Here is a 17,707-nt window from a genome sequence, read left to right on the forward strand (position 1 = left end):
CAGCCTCGTTATTGCTCAAGGCCGCGATTGTAGGGGGGATTGCTGGATGATGCGAACCGCGTGTGCCGCGATCCGTCATCCCCGCGAAGGTGGGGACCCAGCTCGTGGAGTCAGGATAACTCCTGGACTCCCGCCTTCGCGGGAGTGACGAGTGTCGCTGGGTTAGCTCAAAACCCAGCGAACTTCAGATAACTGCCGGTAATCACATCACCCCACAGCAGGGCGATCCACCCGGCAATCGCCAGATAAGGGCCGAAGGGAATCGGCGTGCCGGAATCGCTGCCACGCATGCGCAGCATAATGACCCCCAGCACCGCGCCGACCAGCGACGACAGCAGAACGGTCAGCGGCAGAATCTGCCAGCCACCCCAGGCCCCGAGCATGGCCAGCAGCTTGAAGTCACCATAACCCATGCCTTCCTTGCCGGTGATCAGCTTGAACAGCCAGTACACCGACCACAGGCTCAGGTAACCGGCAATCGCCCCCCACAGAGCATCTTCCAGGCTGGTGAACAGCCCGAAGTAATTGACGATCAAGCCCAGCCATAGCAGTGGCAGCACCAGCACGTCGGGCAGAATCTGGTGATCAGCATCGATCAAGCTCATTGCCAACAGCCCCCAGGCCAGCACCAGCATCGCCCCGGCCTGCCAGGTGAAACCGAAATGCCAGGCGATGTAAGCGGAAAGCAGCCCACATGTCAGTTCGACGATGGGGTAACGCTTGCTGATCGGGGTTTTGCAGTTCGAGCACTTGCCGCGCAGGAACAGATAGCTGATGACTGGGATGTTCTCCCAAGGGCGGATCTCATGGCCGCACTGCGTGCAGCAGGAGTTGGGCAGGATAAGGTTGAAGGTCTGAGCGGTCGGTGCCGGCGGCAATTCCAGCACCTCGCGCGCCTGACTCTGCCAATCGCGTTGCAGCATCACGGGTAGACGGTAGATCACTACATTGAGGAAGCTACCGACCAGCAGACCCAGCAGCAGAGCACACAAAACAAACGCCAGCACATGGCTGGCCAGGAAGTAGATCACAAGCATTTAGACGACGGAACCCAGCTGGAAGATAGGCAGGTACATAGCGATGATCAGACCGCCGACCAGTACACCGAGAACAGACATGATCAGAGGCTCCATCAGGCTGGTAAGGCCGTCGACCATATTATCCACTTCAGCCTCATAGAAGCTGGCCACTTTGTCGAGCATTTCATCCAGTGAGCCCGATTCTTCGCCGATGGCGGTCATTTGCACCGCCATGCTGGGGAAGGTGCCGGTGGTACGCATCGAGAAGTTCAGCTGCATGCCTGTGGAAACGTCCGCCTTGACTTTGTTGGTAGCGTTCCTGAACACAACATTGCCGGTTGCACCCGCTACCGAATCGAGCGCATCTACCAGCGGTACGCCTGCCGCAAATGTAGTGGAAAGGGTTCGTGCAAAGCGGGCAACGGCAGACTTATAGAGGATGTCGCCAACAATAGGGAGCTTCAGGACGCCACGGTCAACGGAGTCACGAAGCTTTTGCGAGCGCTTCAAGGCTTCTTTGAAGGCAAAAGCCGCAGCGAATATTATGATCAGGAAAACGAACCACCACTCTTGCATGACTTGGGAAATACCTATCACCATTTGAGTGAAGGCTGGAAGCTCGGCGCCAAAATTGGCAAATACTTCCTCAAATTGTGGTACCACCTTGATCAGCAAAATGGCTGAAACGATGACTGCAACCACGATTACTGCAATAGGATAATTCATCGCCTTCTTGATTTTGGCTTTCAGTGCCTCGGTTTTTTCCTTATAGGTAGCGATGCGATCCAGTAGGTTCTCAAGAGCGCCTGCCTGTTCACCGGACTCCACCAGATTGCAATACAGCTCATCGAAGTATTGCGGTTTCTTGCGTAGTGATGCAGCAAAGCTGTTACCACCAGCTACTTCTTGCTTAACCTCATCAACTAGTTTGCGCATATTCGGGTTGTCGAAGCCCTCGGCGATGATGTCGAAGGACTGCAGCAGCGGCACACCCGCCTTCATCATGGTGGCCATTTGCCGCGTAAACAGCGCGATGTCCATTGGCTTGATTTTCTTGCCTGCGCCACCCAAGGATAGGCTCGACTTCTTGCGCACCTTGGTGGGGTTGATCCCCTGCTTGCGTAGGTGTGCCTTAACCAAGGACGGGTTCTGTCCGTTGATTTCTCCTTTTACGACGGCACCGCTTTTATTCTTGCCTTCCCAGGTGAAAACACTGGTCTTTAGAGCTTTTTCCGCCATGGTTAATCCTTGGTTACGCGGTTGACTTCCTCAAGGCTGGTGACCCCTTGCATGGCCTTGAGCAAAGCGGAGGTGCGTAGGTCATTAAAGCCGTCTTTACGCATCTGCTTGGCAATATCGATGGAGTTGCCTTCCTCCATGATAATCCGCTGCAGGTTGGGCGTGTTTTTAACCACTTCATAAATACCGACGCGGCCTTTGTAACCGCCCTTACAGTTTTCACAGCCAGCAGGGCCATAAATCTTGAAAGTCCCGATCTTGTCCTCGGGGAAGCCTTCGGCCAGCAGGGTTTCGCGCGGTACGTTCACTTCCTTCTTGCAGCTGTTGCACAGCTTGCGCGCCAGGCGCTGGGCAATAATCAGGTTGACGGAGGTGGCGATGTTGAAAGATGGCACACCCATATTGCGCAGGCGGGTCAGGGTTTCCGCGGCGCTGTTGGTGTGCAGAGTCGACATCACCATGTGCCCGGTTTGCGCGGCCTTGACGGCAATGGAGGCCGTGTCCAGGTCGCGGATCTCACCGACCATGATGATATCCGGGTCCTGCCGGAGAAAGGCGCGCAGCGCCTGGGTGAAATCCATGCCCTGCTTGGGGTTGACGTTGACCTGGTTGATACCCTCCAGGTTGATCTCCACCGGGTCTTCGGCGGTGGAAATATTCACATCAGGCGTATTGAGGATGTTCAGGCCGGTATAGAGCGATACGGTTTTCCCCGAACCGGTGGGGCCGGTGACCAGAATCATGCCCTGCGGCTGCTTGAGGGCAGACATATACAGTTCTTTCTGTTCCTCCTCGTACCCCAGTGCATCGATACCCATCTGTGCGCTGGTGGGGTCAAGAATTCGCATCACGATCTTTTCGCCCCACAGCGTGGGCAGGGTGTTGACGCGAAAGTCGATGGCCTTGCTCTTGGAGATTTTCATCTTGATCCGGCCATCCTGCGGCTTGCGCCGCTCGGAGATATCCAGCGCGGCCATCACCTTGAGGCGGGCGGAAATACGCGGTGCAAGTTGAATGGGCGGGCGGGCAACCTCATGCAGGATGCCGTCGGTGCGAAAGCGTACCCGGTAGGCTTTTTCGTAAGGCTCGAAGTGCAGGTCGGAGGAGCCGCCTTTAATCGCATCCAGTAGCATCTTGTTGACGAAGCGCACCACAGGCGCATCGTCAGCGTCAGCGCCGCCGTCGCCTACAGTTTTGTCGTCATCCACGGCCTGTACATCTAGGCTGTCGAGGTCGACATCGGCCAGATCTTCCATACCGCTATTGGCTGAGTCGAAGAACTTGTCGATTGCATCGCCGAGCTTGTCGTCCTCGACCAGGATGGCCTCTGTATTCAGGCCTGTGCTGAACTGTACGTCGGTGACGGCCTGGTGATTGGACGGGTCGGAAAGGCCGACGAACAGCTTGTTGCCGCGACGCCATAAAGGCAGTACGCGGTGCTGGCGTACCAGCTTTTCGCTGATAAGGTCACGTGGCTGGCTTTCCTTGTCGAGGGTGTTGAGGTCGAGAAAGGAAACGCCGAACTGCTCCGAGGCCAGTTCGGCCAGGGCGCGACTCTTTACCAGCTTGTTCTGCACCAGATAAGTGACCAGCGACAGTTTGTTGCGCTGGGCCTGTTGCTGAGCCTGTTGGGCGGCTTTTTCGTCCAGCAGCTCGGCAAGGACCATCTGCTTGGCCAGGCCGGAAAGGGAAATGCTGTCGTTCATTACGGGCTCCACACATAATTCCTGCGTTATAGCCCAGTTGAAGGTGGCCTGCCAAACCGTGCTGGTGCAGGTGACGAAAAACGGCAGTTAGTGGCGTGTGTCGTACTGTGATGCGCGCATGTGGCTCGCTAAAAGCCTGTAGAAGAGGAACTTTGGAAGTTGGCACGCCCTGTGCTTTCCCTCCTGTCAGGTCAATGGGCCTGTTCAATTTCGGAGAGAATCATGAAAGCTCAAATGCAAAAGGGTTTTACCCTGATCGAATTGATGATCGTTGTTGCGATCATTGGTATTCTGGCTGCTATTGCTCTGCCCGCCTATCAGGATTACACCAAGCGTTCCAAGATGGCTGAAGTGGTTGGGTTTATGTCTTCCGCGCGTATCGCAGTAGCGGAAACCTATTCCACCACCAACACCCTGACTGGCATTGATAACGCTAAAGCTGGGCTGGCCGCCAATACCCAAGCGCTGGGTTCGTACATCAGCGGCTTGACGGTGACTGACGGTGTGATCACTGTTGCACTAAACACTGGGATCGATTCGAGCTGCACGGGATCTGCTGCACTTACTCTGACTCCAACTGCTGATGCCACCACCGGCTCGCTGACTTGGGCGGGTAGTTCCAACACTAACTGCACCAAGTTTGTGCCTGCTAACTTCCGCAGCTGATAGTTATGGATTTAAAGCGGGCTTATAGCGCGGCGTGGCGTTTTCACGAAAGCTTGCGTCGATAGTCATAAGTTCACTATGCCAATTGATGTATTTAGCACCCCGCTATCACGCGGGGTGTTTTATTTTAAGTTGTTGGCTGAGTTAGTATTAGCACTGTTGAGCGTATCTATGGACGTCAATGTCACGTGTTGATTTCTAATGGGGCGCGAAAAAAAAAATCTTTTGCCTTTCATGTTTTCTTTAGGGTGTTGCTTGGTGAGGATGAATAGTTCTACTCCAGCTATAGTTTTTTATTCCCTGCTCGCCATATTGGCAATGGTTTTTTGTTTTTCTGCTGTGGCGCTATGGAGCAGTGGCTATACGTGGCATGACCAGCAGCGCATCTCTCAGCTTCTTCTGTTGTGCGCCTGTGCCCCGCTCGCTGCGCTATTACCTCAAGTTCATCTGCCACGTTCTGCTCTGCTGCTTTTGGCAGGACTGTTTCTACTGGGGCTGTTTTCGTCTGTATTTGCCGATTACCCGCTATGGGCGCTCAAGGAGTGGAGTCGTTATGGTGGGTTAGTTCTGCTGGCTCTGATTGTCGGAGGCTTGAAAGGACGCCCCGCCTGGCAAAACGCGATACTCTGGGCGATGGCGATTGTAGGCTTTATTCATGCGTTCCAGTTTCTTGTGGCTTACGCGGCGGCTTTTATCTCCGGCATGCGGATGCTAAATGCCGATATGCTGTTTAGTGGTTTCTCCAATCCGCGCTTTTTTGGCCAGTTTCAGGTGATGCTAATGCCCGTGATTGCGCTATTGGCGGATCGGTGTCGTCAGCGACAGCGTTTTTCACTCGCCGCACTGCTGGCGCTGGTACTTGTCACGCAATGGTGTATCGCCTTTGCCCTTGGGGGGCGAGGTTTGTGGTTGGGCCTGCTGGTCGGCCATCTTGCTCTGCTTATGATAAACCGCAAGTTGTGGCGTATTTTTGCATGGCAGGCTGCTGCTTGCTTGTTAGGGTTCTTGTTATTTGTGTTGCTATTCAAGCTGGTGCCGCTTTGGCTGAGCCTCGATCCTGCGCTACGTGATAACTTGCGTGCCACTCTCTCGGGGCGCGAACATATCTGGCAATGGGCCTGGGCGATGGCCCTGTCCAATCCCTGGTTGGGTGCTGGCCCCATGCACTACTCAGCAGTCTATAACCCCATCGCCGCCCACCCCCATCAGGTTGTTCTGCAATGGCTGGCTGAATGGGGCTTTGCTGCAACACTTATCGCGTTCACTCTTGGCGCTTGGGGGGTGCTGCATGGAGCCCGTCATGCGCGTCAAACACTTGCCAACGAAATGGACGCAGGGCTGTGGATGGCAATCGTTGGGGCGTTGGTGCTGGCACAGGTCGATGGTGTTTTCGTCATGCCCTATACAGAAACTTGGATGGCCCTACTCATTGGTTTGGCGATGGCTCGCTGGAGCGCTACCTCTTCAGTTGGGCGCTCTCAGGCTATCGCCGCAAGCATTCTTTCCGTTCCGATCGTGCTAGTGCTGGGGCACGTGTTGATCAATGAAGTCCCGACACTTCCACAAACCCAAGAGGCATACCTGAAAGAACATCGTACAGACTGGGCGCCTCGTTTTTGGTCGCAAGGCTGGATACCTATGGACAAAACGCGGTAATCGTTGGAAAGCCAGAAAAACTAGAGGTAGGCCACGATTATCTCGGCCTCTGCTTATACCGCGCGTAGTCTGTTCTGAGTCGCTCTTACTTGGCGTATCTGATCGGGCTTGCGGATTTTGCTATGACCAGATCGGCTTGTGACCAATATAAAGCCTCCAGTTGAGGTCTGAGCAATCATCATCCGATTACATGGGGTTTTATGTATGGGGCAAGAGTGGCGGCTGCAATGCTGTACTGCCCGTTCAATGACAGCTCTTAATAGTCTGTATTGAGCTGAGTATTGCCGGGTCAAAGTGGAAATGGGCTTTGCCCATGGCATGTTTGATGCCAACCTCCCAGATGCTCGCAGCGCTGAAGAGCAGTTCGTTGTGGCGGTCGTTGACCAGGTTGGCCGCGCCGTTTGGTAATTACGCTTCGCTAATCCTCCCGCGTTATACCTTCGGCAGCCCTGAAATTGTAGGAGCCCCGCCCCGGGGCGAATTTTTGTAAGCCAGCGCGATTTCGGTGAGGCTGCGATTCGCCGCGGGGCGCTGCTCCTGCAGTGAATCGGTGTCTTAAAGCGCGAGTCTCATCGACAAATCCACCGCCTTCAAATCCTTGGTCAACGTCCCCAGCGAGATGTAATCAACGCCGGTTTCCGCGATCACGCGCAATGTGCTGTCATTGATCCCGCCTGAAGCTTCGAGCTTGGCGCGGCCGGCGGTGAGTTTTACGGCTTCGCGCATGTCTTCCAGTGACAGTTCGTCGAGCATGACGATATCGGCTCCTGCTTCCAGGGCTTCACGCAGTTCTTCCAGGCTTTCCACTTCGACTTCCACCGGTTTGCCCGGGGCGATCTGGTGGGCGGTGCTGATGGCCTGGGCGATGCCGCCGCAGGCAGCGATGTGGTTTTCCTTTATAAGGAAGGCGTCGTACAAACCGATGCGGTGGTTGTGGCAGCCGCCGCAGGTCACTGCATATTTCTGTGCCAGGCGCAGGCCCGGTAGGGTCTTGCGGGTATCCAGCAGTTTTACCTGGGTGCCTGCAACCAGGTCGGCGTAATGGCGGCAGCGGGTGGCAACGGCAGACAGGGTCTGCAGGAAGTTCAGTGCGCTGCGCTCGCCGCTGAGCAGGGCGCGGGCCGGGCCTTCGAGGCGGAACAGGGTCTGGTCGGCGCTGACCTTGTCGCCATCCTTTACCTGCCAATGCACCGCGACACGCGGGTCGAGTTGGCGAAATACCGCATCGGCCCATGCCGTGCCGCAGATAACTGCCTCTTCGCGGGTGATGATCCGGGCGCTGGCCAGGCGCTCGGCCGGAATCAGCTGGGCGGTGATGTCACCGCTACCAATGTCTTCGGCCAGGGCGCGGCGGACGTTGGCTTCGATTTCACTGCTGAGGTCGGCGAGGGTCAGGTTGGGCATGGTCGGCTCCGGTGTAGTCGAGCCGCGATTATAGAGGCAGGTGGTTGCAGGGCAATGCTCCATCGCGGCGCTGGGCCTTTTGTCGTTCTGCAGAATTGATCAGGCACTTTTATATGTCGCCGCTGCTCTTAATGACGAGAGTACCCCCTTGGCCCGACTATCGGTGCAGCGCCTAAGGCCTGTCAGGGTTAGGCTGTGGAGGTGCGAGTGAGGTGTATTGGCCGTCGTCCGAAGATGGCGTGTGGCTATCTGTGATCTGGGTCATGTCTGTGGGAAAAATTGGCTTGGTATGGCGCGCAGCCTCCCTATAATGGCTTTACTTTTTTCATTATTGACGCCAGGCCTTTGACGTTAAGGACGACGCTCGGTTGACGCTGTGCAGACCAGGAAGCTCGGGTTCGAGCAGTCTGCGGGAGACTAGAATGAAGACCGACGCGAACGTGGTGCACCTGAACAAGGCCACCGCAGAGCAATCGCCAACTTCGCCGGTAGGAAGACTGCCCGTGGCGCTGATTCAGGTGCGTGACAAAGCGGCGCAACAGCTCAAGCAGAACCTGCAGAGCCTGTTCGACAATGCTGACGATACCCTCTTCGAGATGGCGGATCGGGCGACCAGCAATGCTGAGCAGAATGCTTTCTTCGAGGCCATGCGCGACTTGCGGCTCAAGCGCAAGAATATCGAGCGCGGCTTTCTGCAGAAGGTGTTCGAGTCGTTCGCCAATCTCAACCAGTACGAAATTGGCAAGCCTCAACCCGCTCTGGATGCCGTGTCGTTCGATAGCCTGAGCCTGGTGCAGAACGACGAACTGGAAGAAACCGTGGCGCTGGACGCCATGGTGGCCAAGGTGATGAGCCGAGACGCTGTTGCGTTGGGCCATCTCACCACACGCCTCAATGCGGTGATCAGCAAGAAGCTGGACGACAAGAGCAACCCGCTCGGCCCGACCCTGCTCAGTGAATACTTCCTCGACGCCTGCAGCAGTCTGGGCGTGGAGATCAAGGTCAAGCTGATCATCCTCAAGCTGTTCGAAAAGTACGTGCTCGGCAGCTGCGACATGCTTTATGCCGAGGCCAATCAGGCGCTGGTCAGCGCGGGCGTTTTGCCTGAGCTGAAGTCCGCGCCGCCGCGCCGTCAGCAGCGCCCAGCAGCTTCCTCCTACAGCCAGTCGTCTGGCGAGGAAGGCATGCCGTTGCTCGAAGGCGCCGATCAGGGCGTGCAGGAAGTGTTCGGTGCGCTGCAGGATCTGCTCTCGCAAGTACGCGGCACGGCGATGCCACGCCGGGCTCAGACAGCCGACGCAATGCCGATTACCAGCAACGACCTGATGCGCCTGCTATCGCACATGCAGCAGCGTGCTCCGGCGCAGATCAACGTCGAAGATTTCGATCTCCGTGACCAGCTCGAACGATTGCTCGAGCGTGCCAGCGCCAAGAGTGGCAAGGCGCGAGTGGTGGGTGAGGTCGATGAAGATGTGATCAATCTGGTGTCGATGCTGTTCGAGTTCATTCTCGATGATCGCACCCTGCCGGATTCGCTCAAGGCACTGATTGGCCGTCTGCAGATTCCGATGCTCAAGGTGGCGGTGCTGGACAAGACCTTCTTCAGCCGTGGCAGCCATCCGGCGCGCCGCTTGCTCAACGAAATTGCGTCTGCCGCGTTGGGTTGGGTCGATCAGGACGATGCGCAGCGTGACAGCCTCTATCAGAAGATCGAACAGGTGGTTCAGCGCCTACTGAACGATTTTGTCGATGATCCGGCGATCTTCTCCGAACTGCTGGCCGAGTTCATGGCGTTCACTGGCGATGAGCGCCGCCGTAGCGAGTTGCTCGAACAGCGTACCCGCGATGCCGAGGAAGGCAGCGCCAAGGCTGAGCTGGCCCGTCGCCAAGTCGAGCAGGCACTGAATGAGCGTTTGCTCGGCAAGACCCTGCCGGAAGTGGTGGTGCGGCTGCTGCAGGAAGCCTGGAGCAAGGTGCTGATGCTGACCTGCCTCAAGCACGGTGTGGACTCGGACGAGTGGCAGGCTGCGCTGCAGACCATGGATGATCTGGTCTGGAGTGTCGCCCCGCATGAAGATCCAGAGGCGCGTCTGCGTTTGCTGGAACTGGTGCCCGGCTTGCTCAAGGCGCTGCGCGAAGGCATGGCCAGTGCGGCGTTCGATCCGTTCTCTACCAGCGAATTCTTCAGCCAATTGGAAGTGCTGCACGTGCAGGCCTTCCAGCGCTTCAAGCGCGCTGCCCCTGAAGCCGAAACGGCCGTGCCCGAGGATGTTGCGCACACCGATCTGAGCGAAGCGGGCGTCGAGTTGCCGCTGTTGGAGCTGCCGGCAGTCGAAGAAGAGGTCGAGGATGCCCCGGCGATGGTCGAGGTGGTCGAAGAGATCATTCTGCTCGCGCCCGGTCAGACCCGTCCGCAGGAGCCGGACGTGGCGCTCCCGGACGACGACGAGGCGCTGCTGCAGGTAGACAGCCTGCGTGTGGGTAGTTGGGTGGAAATCCAGGAAGATGAAGAGCACAAGCTGCGCTGCAAGCTGGCGGCAATCATCAAACCCACTGGCAAGTACGTGTTCGTCAATCGCACCGGCATGAAGGTGCTGGAGAAGACGCGCAACGCGCTGGCGGTGGAGTTCCGCCGCAACGCTGTGCGCCTGCTCGACGATGCGTTGCTGTTCGACCGCGCCCTGGAGTCGGTCATCGGTAACTTGCGCAAGCTCAAGCACAGCTGATTCGTTGCCAGGAGCGTTCGCCCCTGGCAACGGCTTGATTTGTAGGAGCCCCGCCCCGGGGCGAAGCTTTACAAGTCTTCCGATGTGTTCGCTATCGATTCGCCGAGAGGCGCGACTCCTACAGTCGTGATCCTCGATTTTCCCGCCTTTGCACATCCTGTTGCGGCCTCGCGCTTGGCCGCCGTAGCCACCTGCTCTAGAGTGGTGGCTCGTTCAGGAGCATTCCATGCAGCTCGACCCCTCAACCGGCTGGTTTCAGGGCATCCCTCACTGCCCATCGCCGAATTTCAATGCTCGCCCCATTGGCGAAATCTCCCTGTTGGTGGTGCACAACATCAGCCTACCACCTGGGCAGTTCGGTACTGGCAAGGTGCATGCGTTCTTTCAGAACCGCTTGCCGGTGGACGAACATCCTTTCTTCGCTGAGATCGCGTCCTTACAGGTTTCCGCGCATTTTTTCATCGAGCGTGATGGCGGGCTGACGCAGTTCGTCTCCTGTCTGGATCGTGCCTGGCACGCCGGGGTTTCCTGGTTCGAGGGGCGCGACAACTGCAACGATTTTTCGCTGGGCGTGGAGCTGGAGGGGACGGATGATCTGCCTTATACCGATGCTCAATACGCCAGGTTGGCCGAGCTGACGCGGCAACTGCTGGACGCTTACCCGGCGCTGTCGACGCAGCGCATCCGCGGCCACAACGATATCGCGCCTGGGCGCAAGACTGATCCGGGGGCCGCGTTCGACTGGGCGCGTCTGCACGCCGAATTGAAGGAGAGGTAGCAATGAGTTTTCTGGTGATTCTGCTGGTGCTGTGGGTCGAGAAGTTTTCCGCCTGGCGTCTGCGCATCCAGCAGGACGGCCCCTGGTTGGCGCAACTGCAGCGCCTGCAGCAAGGCGGCCTTCAGCAGGCTCCGTGGCTGTGCCTGGCCGTTCTGGTGCTGTTGCCGGTGTTGGCGTTGGGCCTGGTATTGCTGATCCTCAAACCGCTGGCTTACGGCTGGCTGGCTTTGCCGGTGCATTTGCTGGTGCTGATTTACAGCCTGGGGCGTGGTGATCTGCTCGCAGCGCTGGGGCCGTTTCGCGACGCCTGGCGGCGCGGTGACGGTCAGGCCGCTTACCACGTGGCCGAACGTGACCTTTCGTTGCAGCCGGAGGAGGGCACCGAGCTGCTGCAACAGGTCCAGGGGCATCTGCTGTGGCAGGCCTATCAAAGCTTCTTTGCGGTGATCTTCTGGTATCTGCTGTTGGGCCCCATGGCCGCGCTGGCCTATCGCCTGTTGGCGATGAGTGCAGAGCATGCGCAGCAACCTGCTCTGCGTGAGCGCGCCGTGCAACTGCGCCACGCTTTCGATTGGCTGCCGGCCCGGGTGCTGGCTTCCAGTTTCGCGCTGGTCGGCAACTTCGTCGCTGTCAGTCGTGCCTTGCTGCATGAGCTGCTGAGCTGGGACATTTCTGCCGCGCAACTGGTGGCCAAGGCTGGGCGAGCCGCTGGTGAGATGCCGCCGCCAGTGATGGGCGAGGAGGGTGTCGATACCCTGGATCAGCTGTGGCAACTGCTGATCCGCGCTGCGGTGGTCTGGTATGCCGGTTACGCGGTTTGGGTGTTATTCATCTAGAGATCGTACCCAGGCGGTTCATAGGGCGGGGACAACCTGCTGTCACGCACAGTGGCGGGTTGCTCCCGCCCTTTGTCCTTATGTTATTCCAGTGACGAACTACGCTTACTCTTGAGAGGGAGTGAAGGGTGCTGCGCGCTTTAACCTTAAGTTACAGAGACGCGTGTCGATAAGGCGTATAAGGAGGCGGTAGTCGACCCTGTTTGGTGATTTTCGTCACATTTGTCTGCCTGTCTTTGCCGCATAGCTCGGCGAACCCAGGTCGGTCGACACAGGGCGCCGTGATCAGTCCGTAAGAGGCTCGGCGGCGATCCAAGCAATACCTATAACAATAATGGCAACTGGAGACGTCTAGTGAAGACCGTGTTGTATCCGGCCATCGCGCTGATGAATCGCCTCAGCTTCGGTATGAAGTTCAGCCTGATCAGCGTTCTATTCTTCCTGCCCATGCTCGTCACCAACTTCTACCTGGTGCGCGACTCCTATCGACAGTTCGTTGGTACCCAGACCGCCCTGGAAAGCCTCGAGCTACTTGGCAGCAGCTTGCAGCTGCGGCGTGATCTTGAAAGCCTCAACGATCTGGTACAGATCAACTCGATGATTGGCCAGTCCGGTCAGGCGGGGGATCTGGAGGGGCGTATAGATCAACTGCAGCAGTCGCTCAGTGCCGGCCTGCAAGGACTGCAGCCAGTGACCAGCGATGCCGAGCAGGAAGCGGAGTTCATCGCCAAGCGCGACGAATTGCTGGCCGAGCTGAAGAGCGCAGAGGCCGAGACTTCTTTGCAGAGCAAGACGGTCATCGTCGAGAAGCTGCTGGGCTCGTCCCAAGTCTTCATCAAGCTGGTGGCCAGCCAGGCGGGACTAAGCCAGGACCCGCAGCGTCAGGTGCGGCAGATTACCGAGCTGATCACCAACGTCACCCCGCAGATCACCGATGTGCTCAGTCAAGGCCGTGCTATCGGCGCCTATTCCCTGGGGCAGGGGTTTCTCAACTCGGCAGCCAGCACCAAGTTCGATGACCTGCTGTTGCAACTGGAGAAGCTACACGCCGAGTACGGCTTGAGCCTGCAGGAGGCATTGGCCGGTAACGTCGCCGCGCAGAACGGCCTGGGTGGCCTTGCCGAAGCCAGTCGCCAGAGCCTGAAGGACAGTGGCGTGCTGTTCGAGGATCAGGTGATCATCGCCGACAGTCTGGATACGCCCTGGGCGCAGTTCTACGATCAGGTCAGCCAGGAAATGGCCAAGACCTACGCCTTCAACGACGGCCTGCTGGCCTTCCTCGATAGCCAGCTGAGCGAGCGTCTGACCGAGAACCGTGCGCAGATGGTGTTGCTGGTGGTGGCGCTGGTGGTGGTGTTTCTGCTGATCGTCTACCTCTACAGCGGCTTCTACGTGTCCACCCGCTCGACCCTGAAAACCTTGGGTCAGGTGATGGACAGGGTTGCCGCAGGCGATATGACGGTCAATTTCCAGGCGCAGAGCCGAGACGAGCTGGGCGAATTGGGGCAGGTGTTCAACCAGACCGTGGTGCGTATCCATGACCTGATCGAGCGCGTTGGGCAGACGGTGGGCGAGGTCGGTGGTCAGGCGGATCGTGTCGAGTTGGTTTCGGGCGAGAGCAATCAGGCGGTGGCCGGGCAGCGTGCACAGATCGAGCAGGTGGCAACGGCGATGAACCAGATGTCTGCCACTGCCCAGGAGGTGGCGCGTAGTGCCGCCGCTGCGGTGGGTAGCGCGCAGAGCGTGAATCAGGAAACGGTCAGTGGCCGGGCGTTGGTCGAGCAGCAGGTCGGCGCAATCCAGCGTCTTGCCGGAGAAATCGACCAGTCGGTGGCGGTAATCAACCAGCTGGCCAGTGACAGCGCCGCGATCAGCCAGGTACTCGATGTGATCAAGGGCATCGCCGAGCAGACCAACCTGCTGGCGCTCAATGCCGCCATCGAGGCGGCGCGGGCCGGCGAGCAGGGGCGTGGTTTCGCCGTGGTGGCTGATGAGGTGCGCAATCTGGCCAAGCGTACGCAGCAGTCCACCGAAGAGATCGAAGCAATGATCGCCAAGCTGCAAGGTGGCGTGGGGGCGGCGGTGAAGGCGATGAACGCCAGTCACCAAATGGCCGATGGCACGGTCAGTCAGTCGGCCAAGGTGCAGCAGGCGTTGGAGAACATCCTCGGCGCGGTGGGCATGATCGTCGATCAGAACCAGCAGATCGCCGCAGCGGCCGAGCAGCAGACGGCGGTGGCGCACGATATCGACCAGAATATCGTCGAGATCAACTATGCAGGGGAGCGTACCGCTGCCGGCGCTAGCCAGACCGAGCAGGCCAGCCGCGAGCTGAGCGAGCTGGTTACGCGTCTCAAGCAGTTGATCGGCGCGTTTCGCGTGTGAATGAGGACTGGCCTCGTGGGAGGCGCTTTAGCGGCGATGCTTCGCAGTGATCGCAGCTGAAGCCCTCCCACAGAGGCGAATGCTGTTCACTTTAGAGCGGTAGGTTGCGATCAGTCCCCTCGCCCCAGTGGGGAGAGGGTTAGGGAGAGGGGATAACTGGCAGTTATGCGATGTTTTCAGCCCTCTCCCCCAACCCCTCTCCCATAAATGGGAGAGGGGAGCCAAACGCGTGCAACCTCAAGTGAACAGCATCACTCCCACAGAGGCGACTTGGCTTTAGTTCCAGCCGAACAACTCATCCGCATTACGGCTGCTGGCCGCCGCCAGCTCCTCGGCCGTCATACCGCGCAACGCTGCCAGCTCGGCACAGATTTCAGCCAGATATTCCGGACTGTTGCGCTGGTTGGGGTGCATGGCCGGGGCCATGTCCGGCGAGTCGGTTTCCAGCACGATGGCCTCCAGTGGCAATTGCGCCACCACCTTGCGCAGGCGATTGGCCTGCGGCCAGGTAGCGGCGCCGCCAAGACCGAGGCGAAAACCCAGCTTGATGTATTCGCGTGCTTCCTCGTAGCTACCGGCGAAGGCGTGGATGATGCCGCCGCGGGCCAGACGAAAGCGCTTGAGGGTGGCGATGGTCGCGGCATGAGCACGGCGCACGTGCAGCAGCGCCGGCAGTTCGAAGTCGGCAGCAAGTTGCAGCTGTGCTTCGAACAGCGTCTGCTGGCGCTGTCGATCCAACTGTTCCAGGTAATAGTCCAGACCGAACTCACCAACGGCGCACAACTTGTGGTGCCCGGCCAGTTTGCTTAGCCAGTCGCGCAGCTCAAGGAGATCCTGCGGACGATGTTCGTCTAGATAGACCGGATGCAGGCCGAAAGCTGCGTACAGGCTTTCATCTTCCTCGACCAGTTGCCACAGTCGCTGCCAGTTGGCCTGGTAGACGCCGAGCACCACCAGACGCTGCACGCCCAGTGCGCGGCTGCGTGTGAGCACTTCGTCGCGATCTGCGTCGAAGTCGGGGAAGTCGAGGTGGGTGTGGGTGTCGATCAGGCGCATCGGTCGCTCACGATTGGGCGTTCAGAGTCGGCTATTTTCCCCTTTCCTGCCAGAGCGAGGGAGCGTTGGCTAATCTTTTCAGTCGTATGGATATGGACGAGTTTCACTCGGGCAGTGAAATAAGGAGGTCGCTGGGTGCACCAGTTACGCAAGCTGTTGGGCGCGTTGCTCGCCGTTTTTATGCTGTTGGTGGCGGCACTGATGCTGTTTCTGGTGTTGTTCGACTGGAACCGGGCGCGGCCGCTGATCAACGAACAGGTTTCTGCGGCCTTGAACCGGCCGTTCGCCATCGAGGGTGACCTGCGTGTGGTTTGGCAGCGTGAGGCCGGACAACAGGGTTTGAGCGCTTGGGTGCCCTGGCCGCATTTTTCCGCCGAGCAGCTGCGCCTGGGTAATCCCGATTGGGCGCAGGGCGATACCTTCGTCAGCCTCGATAGAGTGCGCTTTCGCCTGTCTCCGCTACCGCTTCTATGGAAGACAGTGAGCATCCCCAGTATCGAACTTGGCGCGCCGGTCGCCGATCTGCAGCGCCTGGCAGATGGCCGCGCCAACTGGGTGTTCGACCTGGGTAAGGAGGAGGCCGACGATACTGATCAGCCCAGCCCCTGGACGTTGGATATCGGCACCATCGGCTTTGATCAGGGGCAGGTGAAGCTCGACGACAAGGTCAGCAATTCCCGGCTGGAGGCGATTATCCAGCCGCTGGGCGAGCCTGTTCCATTTGCCGATATCGTCGGCAAGAGCGCAGCCGAGCGTCTGGCCGAGAGCAGTGGCAATGCCCAGGATTACGCATTCGCCTGGCAGACCAAAGGCAGTTTCCGTGGTCAGCCGCTGACCGGCAACGGCAAGGTTGGTGGCCTGCTGGCGCTGCATGACGCGTCGCAACCTTTCCCGCTGCAAGCCGACCTGCGCATTGGCGCGACTCGCATCGTATTGGCCGGCAGCCTGACCGATCCGCAGAATCTTGGCGCTCTGGATCTGCGTTTGCGTCTGTCTGGCGCCAGCCTCGGTCACCTGTATCCACTGACCGGCGTGACCTTGCCGGATACTCCGCCGTACAGCACCGACGGTCGTTTGCAGGCCGACCTGCACGATGCCGATGGGGCGATCTTTCGCTACCTTGGTTTCAATGGCCAGATCGGTGACAGCGATATCCACGGCGACCTGACATTCGTGGCTCGCGAGCCGCGGCCGAAACTGTCCGGCCGGCTGACCTCCAACCAACTGCTGTTCAGTGACCTTGCACCCCTGATCGGCGCTGACTCCAGCGAGGACAAACGCGAACGGGGCGAACGGGACGTGCAGCCGGCGAACAAGGCGCTGCCGGTTTCCGAGTTTCGTACCGACCGCTGGCGCGCGATGGACGCCGATGTGCGTTTCGTCGGTAAGCGCATCGTGCACAGCGAACAGTTGCCGATCACCGATCTCGACACCCATGTGGTGCTCAATGATGGCGCGCTGAGTCTGGAGCCACTGCGTTTCGGCATGGCCGGCGGTGTGCTCGATTCGCAAATCCGCCTGAATGGAGCGACCACGCCGCTGCAGGGCCAGATGCGTCTGCGTGCGCGAGATCTCAAGCTCAAGCAACTGTTCCCCACCTTCGCACCGATGCAGACCAGCTTCGGTGAGCTCAACGGTGACGCGCGTATCAGCGGTCGTGGCAACTCGGTGGCGGCGTTGCTCGGCAGCGCCGACGGCGAGCTGAAGATGTTGATCAACGATGGCGCGGTAAGTCGCGGGCTGATGGAAATCGCCGGGCTGAACGTTGGTAACTATCTGGTTGGCAGGCTGTTCGGCGACGAGGATGTGAAGATCCATTGTGCGGCGGCCGATCTCGGCATCAAGCAGGGGCTGATGAGCACGCGACTGTTCGTCATCGATACCGACAATGCGGTGATCAAGGTCGATGGCAGCGCCAACTTCGCCAGCGAGCGACTGGATTTCACGATCACGCCGTCAACCAAGGGCTTTCGTGTTTTTTCCCTGCGTTCGCCGCTCTATGTGCGCGGCACGTTCAAGGAGCCGTCGCCAGGTGTGCAGGCCACGCCGCTGGCGCTTCGTGGCGTTGGCCTGGTGGCGTTGGGTGTAGCGGTGGCGCCTGCGGCAGGGTTGTTGGCGCTGATAGCGCCCAGTTCGGGCGATGAGCCGAGCCAGTGCGAGCCGCTACTGCAGAAGATTCAGGGCGGTTAGCAGACGGCATCGAAGCCAGAGGTTGGGTGCGCCGCGCGCACCGGTC

Annotated in this window: 12 protein-coding genes and 1 pseudogene; 8 read left to right on the forward strand and 5 right to left on the reverse strand. The window is 58.9% G+C overall.

Features of this window, described 5'->3' with window-relative positions:
* Positions 1 to 167: 167 nt before the first annotated feature.
* Genes CXP40_RS03735 through pilB form a run of 3 tightly spaced genes read right to left on the reverse strand, consistent with a single transcriptional unit; the run spans position 168 to position 3,964 of the window.
* Entirely contained in the window at positions 168 to 1,037 is an 870-nt protein-coding gene (locus tag CXP40_RS03735; protein WP_157831674.1) for an A24 family peptidase, read from the reverse strand.
* The gene (locus tag CXP40_RS03740; protein ID WP_106732630.1) at positions 1,038 to 2,258 is read right to left on the reverse strand and encodes a type II secretion system F family protein; all 1,221 of its coding nucleotides are present in this window, start codon (positions 2,256 to 2,258) and stop codon (positions 1,038 to 1,040) included.
* 2 nt (positions 2,259 to 2,260) lie between these two features.
* Complete coding sequence (gene pilB / locus CXP40_RS03745; protein WP_106732631.1) at positions 2,261 to 3,964, reverse strand: type IV-A pilus assembly ATPase PilB; 1,704 nt, start codon at positions 3,962 to 3,964, stop codon at positions 2,261 to 2,263.
* Between the two features lie 222 nt (positions 3,965 to 4,186).
* On the opposite strand from pilB, the gene CXP40_RS03750 reads away from it, so the two are divergent.
* The gene (locus CXP40_RS03750) at positions 4,187 to 4,630 is read left to right on the forward strand and encodes a pilin (RefSeq protein ID WP_106732632.1); all 444 of its coding nucleotides are present in this window, start codon (positions 4,187 to 4,189) and stop codon (positions 4,628 to 4,630) included.
* Between the two features lie 264 nt (positions 4,631 to 4,894).
* Positions 4,895 to 6,286 carry an O-antigen ligase gene (locus CXP40_RS03755; protein WP_106732898.1) on the forward strand — a complete coding sequence of 464 codons (1,392 nt, stop codon included), beginning with the start codon at positions 4,895 to 4,897 and terminating at the stop codon, positions 6,284 to 6,286.
* Between the two features lie 555 nt (positions 6,287 to 6,841).
* Here CXP40_RS03755 and nadC read toward each other — a convergent pair.
* On the reverse strand, positions 6,842 to 7,690 hold the full coding sequence (gene nadC, locus CXP40_RS03765; protein ID WP_106732633.1) for a carboxylating nicotinate-nucleotide diphosphorylase: 849 nt from the start codon (positions 7,688 to 7,690) through the stop codon (positions 6,842 to 6,844).
* 422 nt (positions 7,691 to 8,112) lie between these two features.
* Here nadC and CXP40_RS03770 point away from each other — a divergent pair, with 422 nt between their 5' ends.
* From CXP40_RS03770 to CXP40_RS24220, 5 genes and pseudogenes are all read left to right on the forward strand, one after another.
* A complete protein-coding gene (locus tag CXP40_RS03770) occupies positions 8,113 to 10,416 on the forward strand; it encodes a DUF1631 domain-containing protein (RefSeq protein WP_106732634.1) in 2,304 nt (767 codons plus the stop codon).
* A gap of 226 nt (positions 10,417 to 10,642) precedes the next feature.
* Positions 10,643 to 11,194 (forward strand): 1,6-anhydro-N-acetylmuramyl-L-alanine amidase AmpD, encoded by a 552-nt coding sequence (gene ampD, locus CXP40_RS03775; protein ID WP_106732635.1) that lies wholly within the window; start codon positions 10,643 to 10,645, stop codon positions 11,192 to 11,194.
* Between the two features lie 2 nt (positions 11,195 to 11,196).
* Complete coding sequence (gene ampE / locus CXP40_RS03780; RefSeq protein WP_106732636.1) at positions 11,197 to 12,030, forward strand: regulatory signaling modulator protein AmpE; 834 nt, start codon at positions 11,197 to 11,199, stop codon at positions 12,028 to 12,030.
* A 1,323-nt stretch (positions 12,031 to 13,353) separates the two neighbouring features.
* Positions 13,354 to 13,560, forward strand: a pseudogene (locus CXP40_RS24215) (HAMP domain-containing protein); the annotation flags it as partial.
* Positions 13,561 to 13,710: 150 nt separating this feature from the next.
* A complete protein-coding gene (locus CXP40_RS24220; protein ID WP_371916932.1) occupies positions 13,711 to 14,415 on the forward strand; it encodes a methyl-accepting chemotaxis protein in 705 nt (234 codons plus the stop codon).
* A 276-nt stretch (positions 14,416 to 14,691) separates the two neighbouring features.
* Here CXP40_RS24220 and CXP40_RS03790 read toward each other — a convergent pair whose 3' ends face one another.
* Positions 14,692 to 15,471 carry a TatD family hydrolase gene (locus CXP40_RS03790; RefSeq protein ID WP_106732638.1) on the reverse strand — a complete coding sequence of 260 codons (780 nt, stop codon included), beginning with the start codon at positions 15,469 to 15,471 and terminating at the stop codon, positions 14,692 to 14,694.
* Between the two features lie 135 nt (positions 15,472 to 15,606).
* On the opposite strand from CXP40_RS03790, the gene CXP40_RS03795 reads away from it, so the two are divergent.
* Positions 15,607 to 17,661 (forward strand): AsmA family protein, encoded by a 2,055-nt coding sequence (locus tag CXP40_RS03795; protein ID WP_106732639.1) that lies wholly within the window; start codon positions 15,607 to 15,609, stop codon positions 17,659 to 17,661.
* The last annotated feature ends 46 nt before the right edge of the window (positions 17,662 to 17,707 follow it).

Origin of the sequence: Pseudomonas sp. YY-1 (genome assembly GCF_002843095.1) — a bacterium.
Classification (GTDB): domain Bacteria; phylum Pseudomonadota; class Gammaproteobacteria; order Pseudomonadales; family Pseudomonadaceae; genus Aquipseudomonas; species Aquipseudomonas sediminis_A.

Bases quoted from the DNA above. Each gene is read 5' to 3' on its own strand.
- CXP40_RS03735 (WP_157831674.1), bottom strand. From the start codon at position 1,037: ATGCTTGTGATCTACTTCCTGGCCAGCCATGTGCTGGCGTTTGTTTTG.
- CXP40_RS03740 (WP_106732630.1), bottom strand. From the start codon at position 2,258: ATGGCGGAAAAAGCTCTAAAGACCAGTGTTTTCACCTGGGAAGGCAAG.
- pilB (WP_106732631.1), bottom strand. From the start codon at position 3,964: ATGAACGACAGCATTTCCCTTTCCGGCCTGGCCAAGCAGATGGTCCTT.
- CXP40_RS03750 (WP_106732632.1), top strand. From the start codon at position 4,187: ATGAAAGCTCAAATGCAAAAGGGTTTTACCCTGATCGAATTGATGATC.
- CXP40_RS03755 (WP_106732898.1), top strand. From the start codon at position 4,895: ATGAATAGTTCTACTCCAGCTATAGTTTTTTATTCCCTGCTCGCCATA.
- nadC (WP_106732633.1), bottom strand. From the start codon at position 7,690: ATGCCCAACCTGACCCTCGCCGACCTCAGCAGTGAAATCGAAGCCAAC.
- CXP40_RS03770 (WP_106732634.1), top strand. From the start codon at position 8,113: ATGAAGACCGACGCGAACGTGGTGCACCTGAACAAGGCCACCGCAGAG.
- ampD (WP_106732635.1), top strand. From the start codon at position 10,643: ATGCAGCTCGACCCCTCAACCGGCTGGTTTCAGGGCATCCCTCACTGC.
- ampE (WP_106732636.1), top strand. From the start codon at position 11,197: ATGAGTTTTCTGGTGATTCTGCTGGTGCTGTGGGTCGAGAAGTTTTCC.
- CXP40_RS24220 (WP_371916932.1), top strand. From the start codon at position 13,711: ATGTCTGCCACTGCCCAGGAGGTGGCGCGTAGTGCCGCCGCTGCGGTG.
- CXP40_RS03790 (WP_106732638.1), bottom strand. From the start codon at position 15,471: ATGCGCCTGATCGACACCCACACCCACCTCGACTTCCCCGACTTCGAC.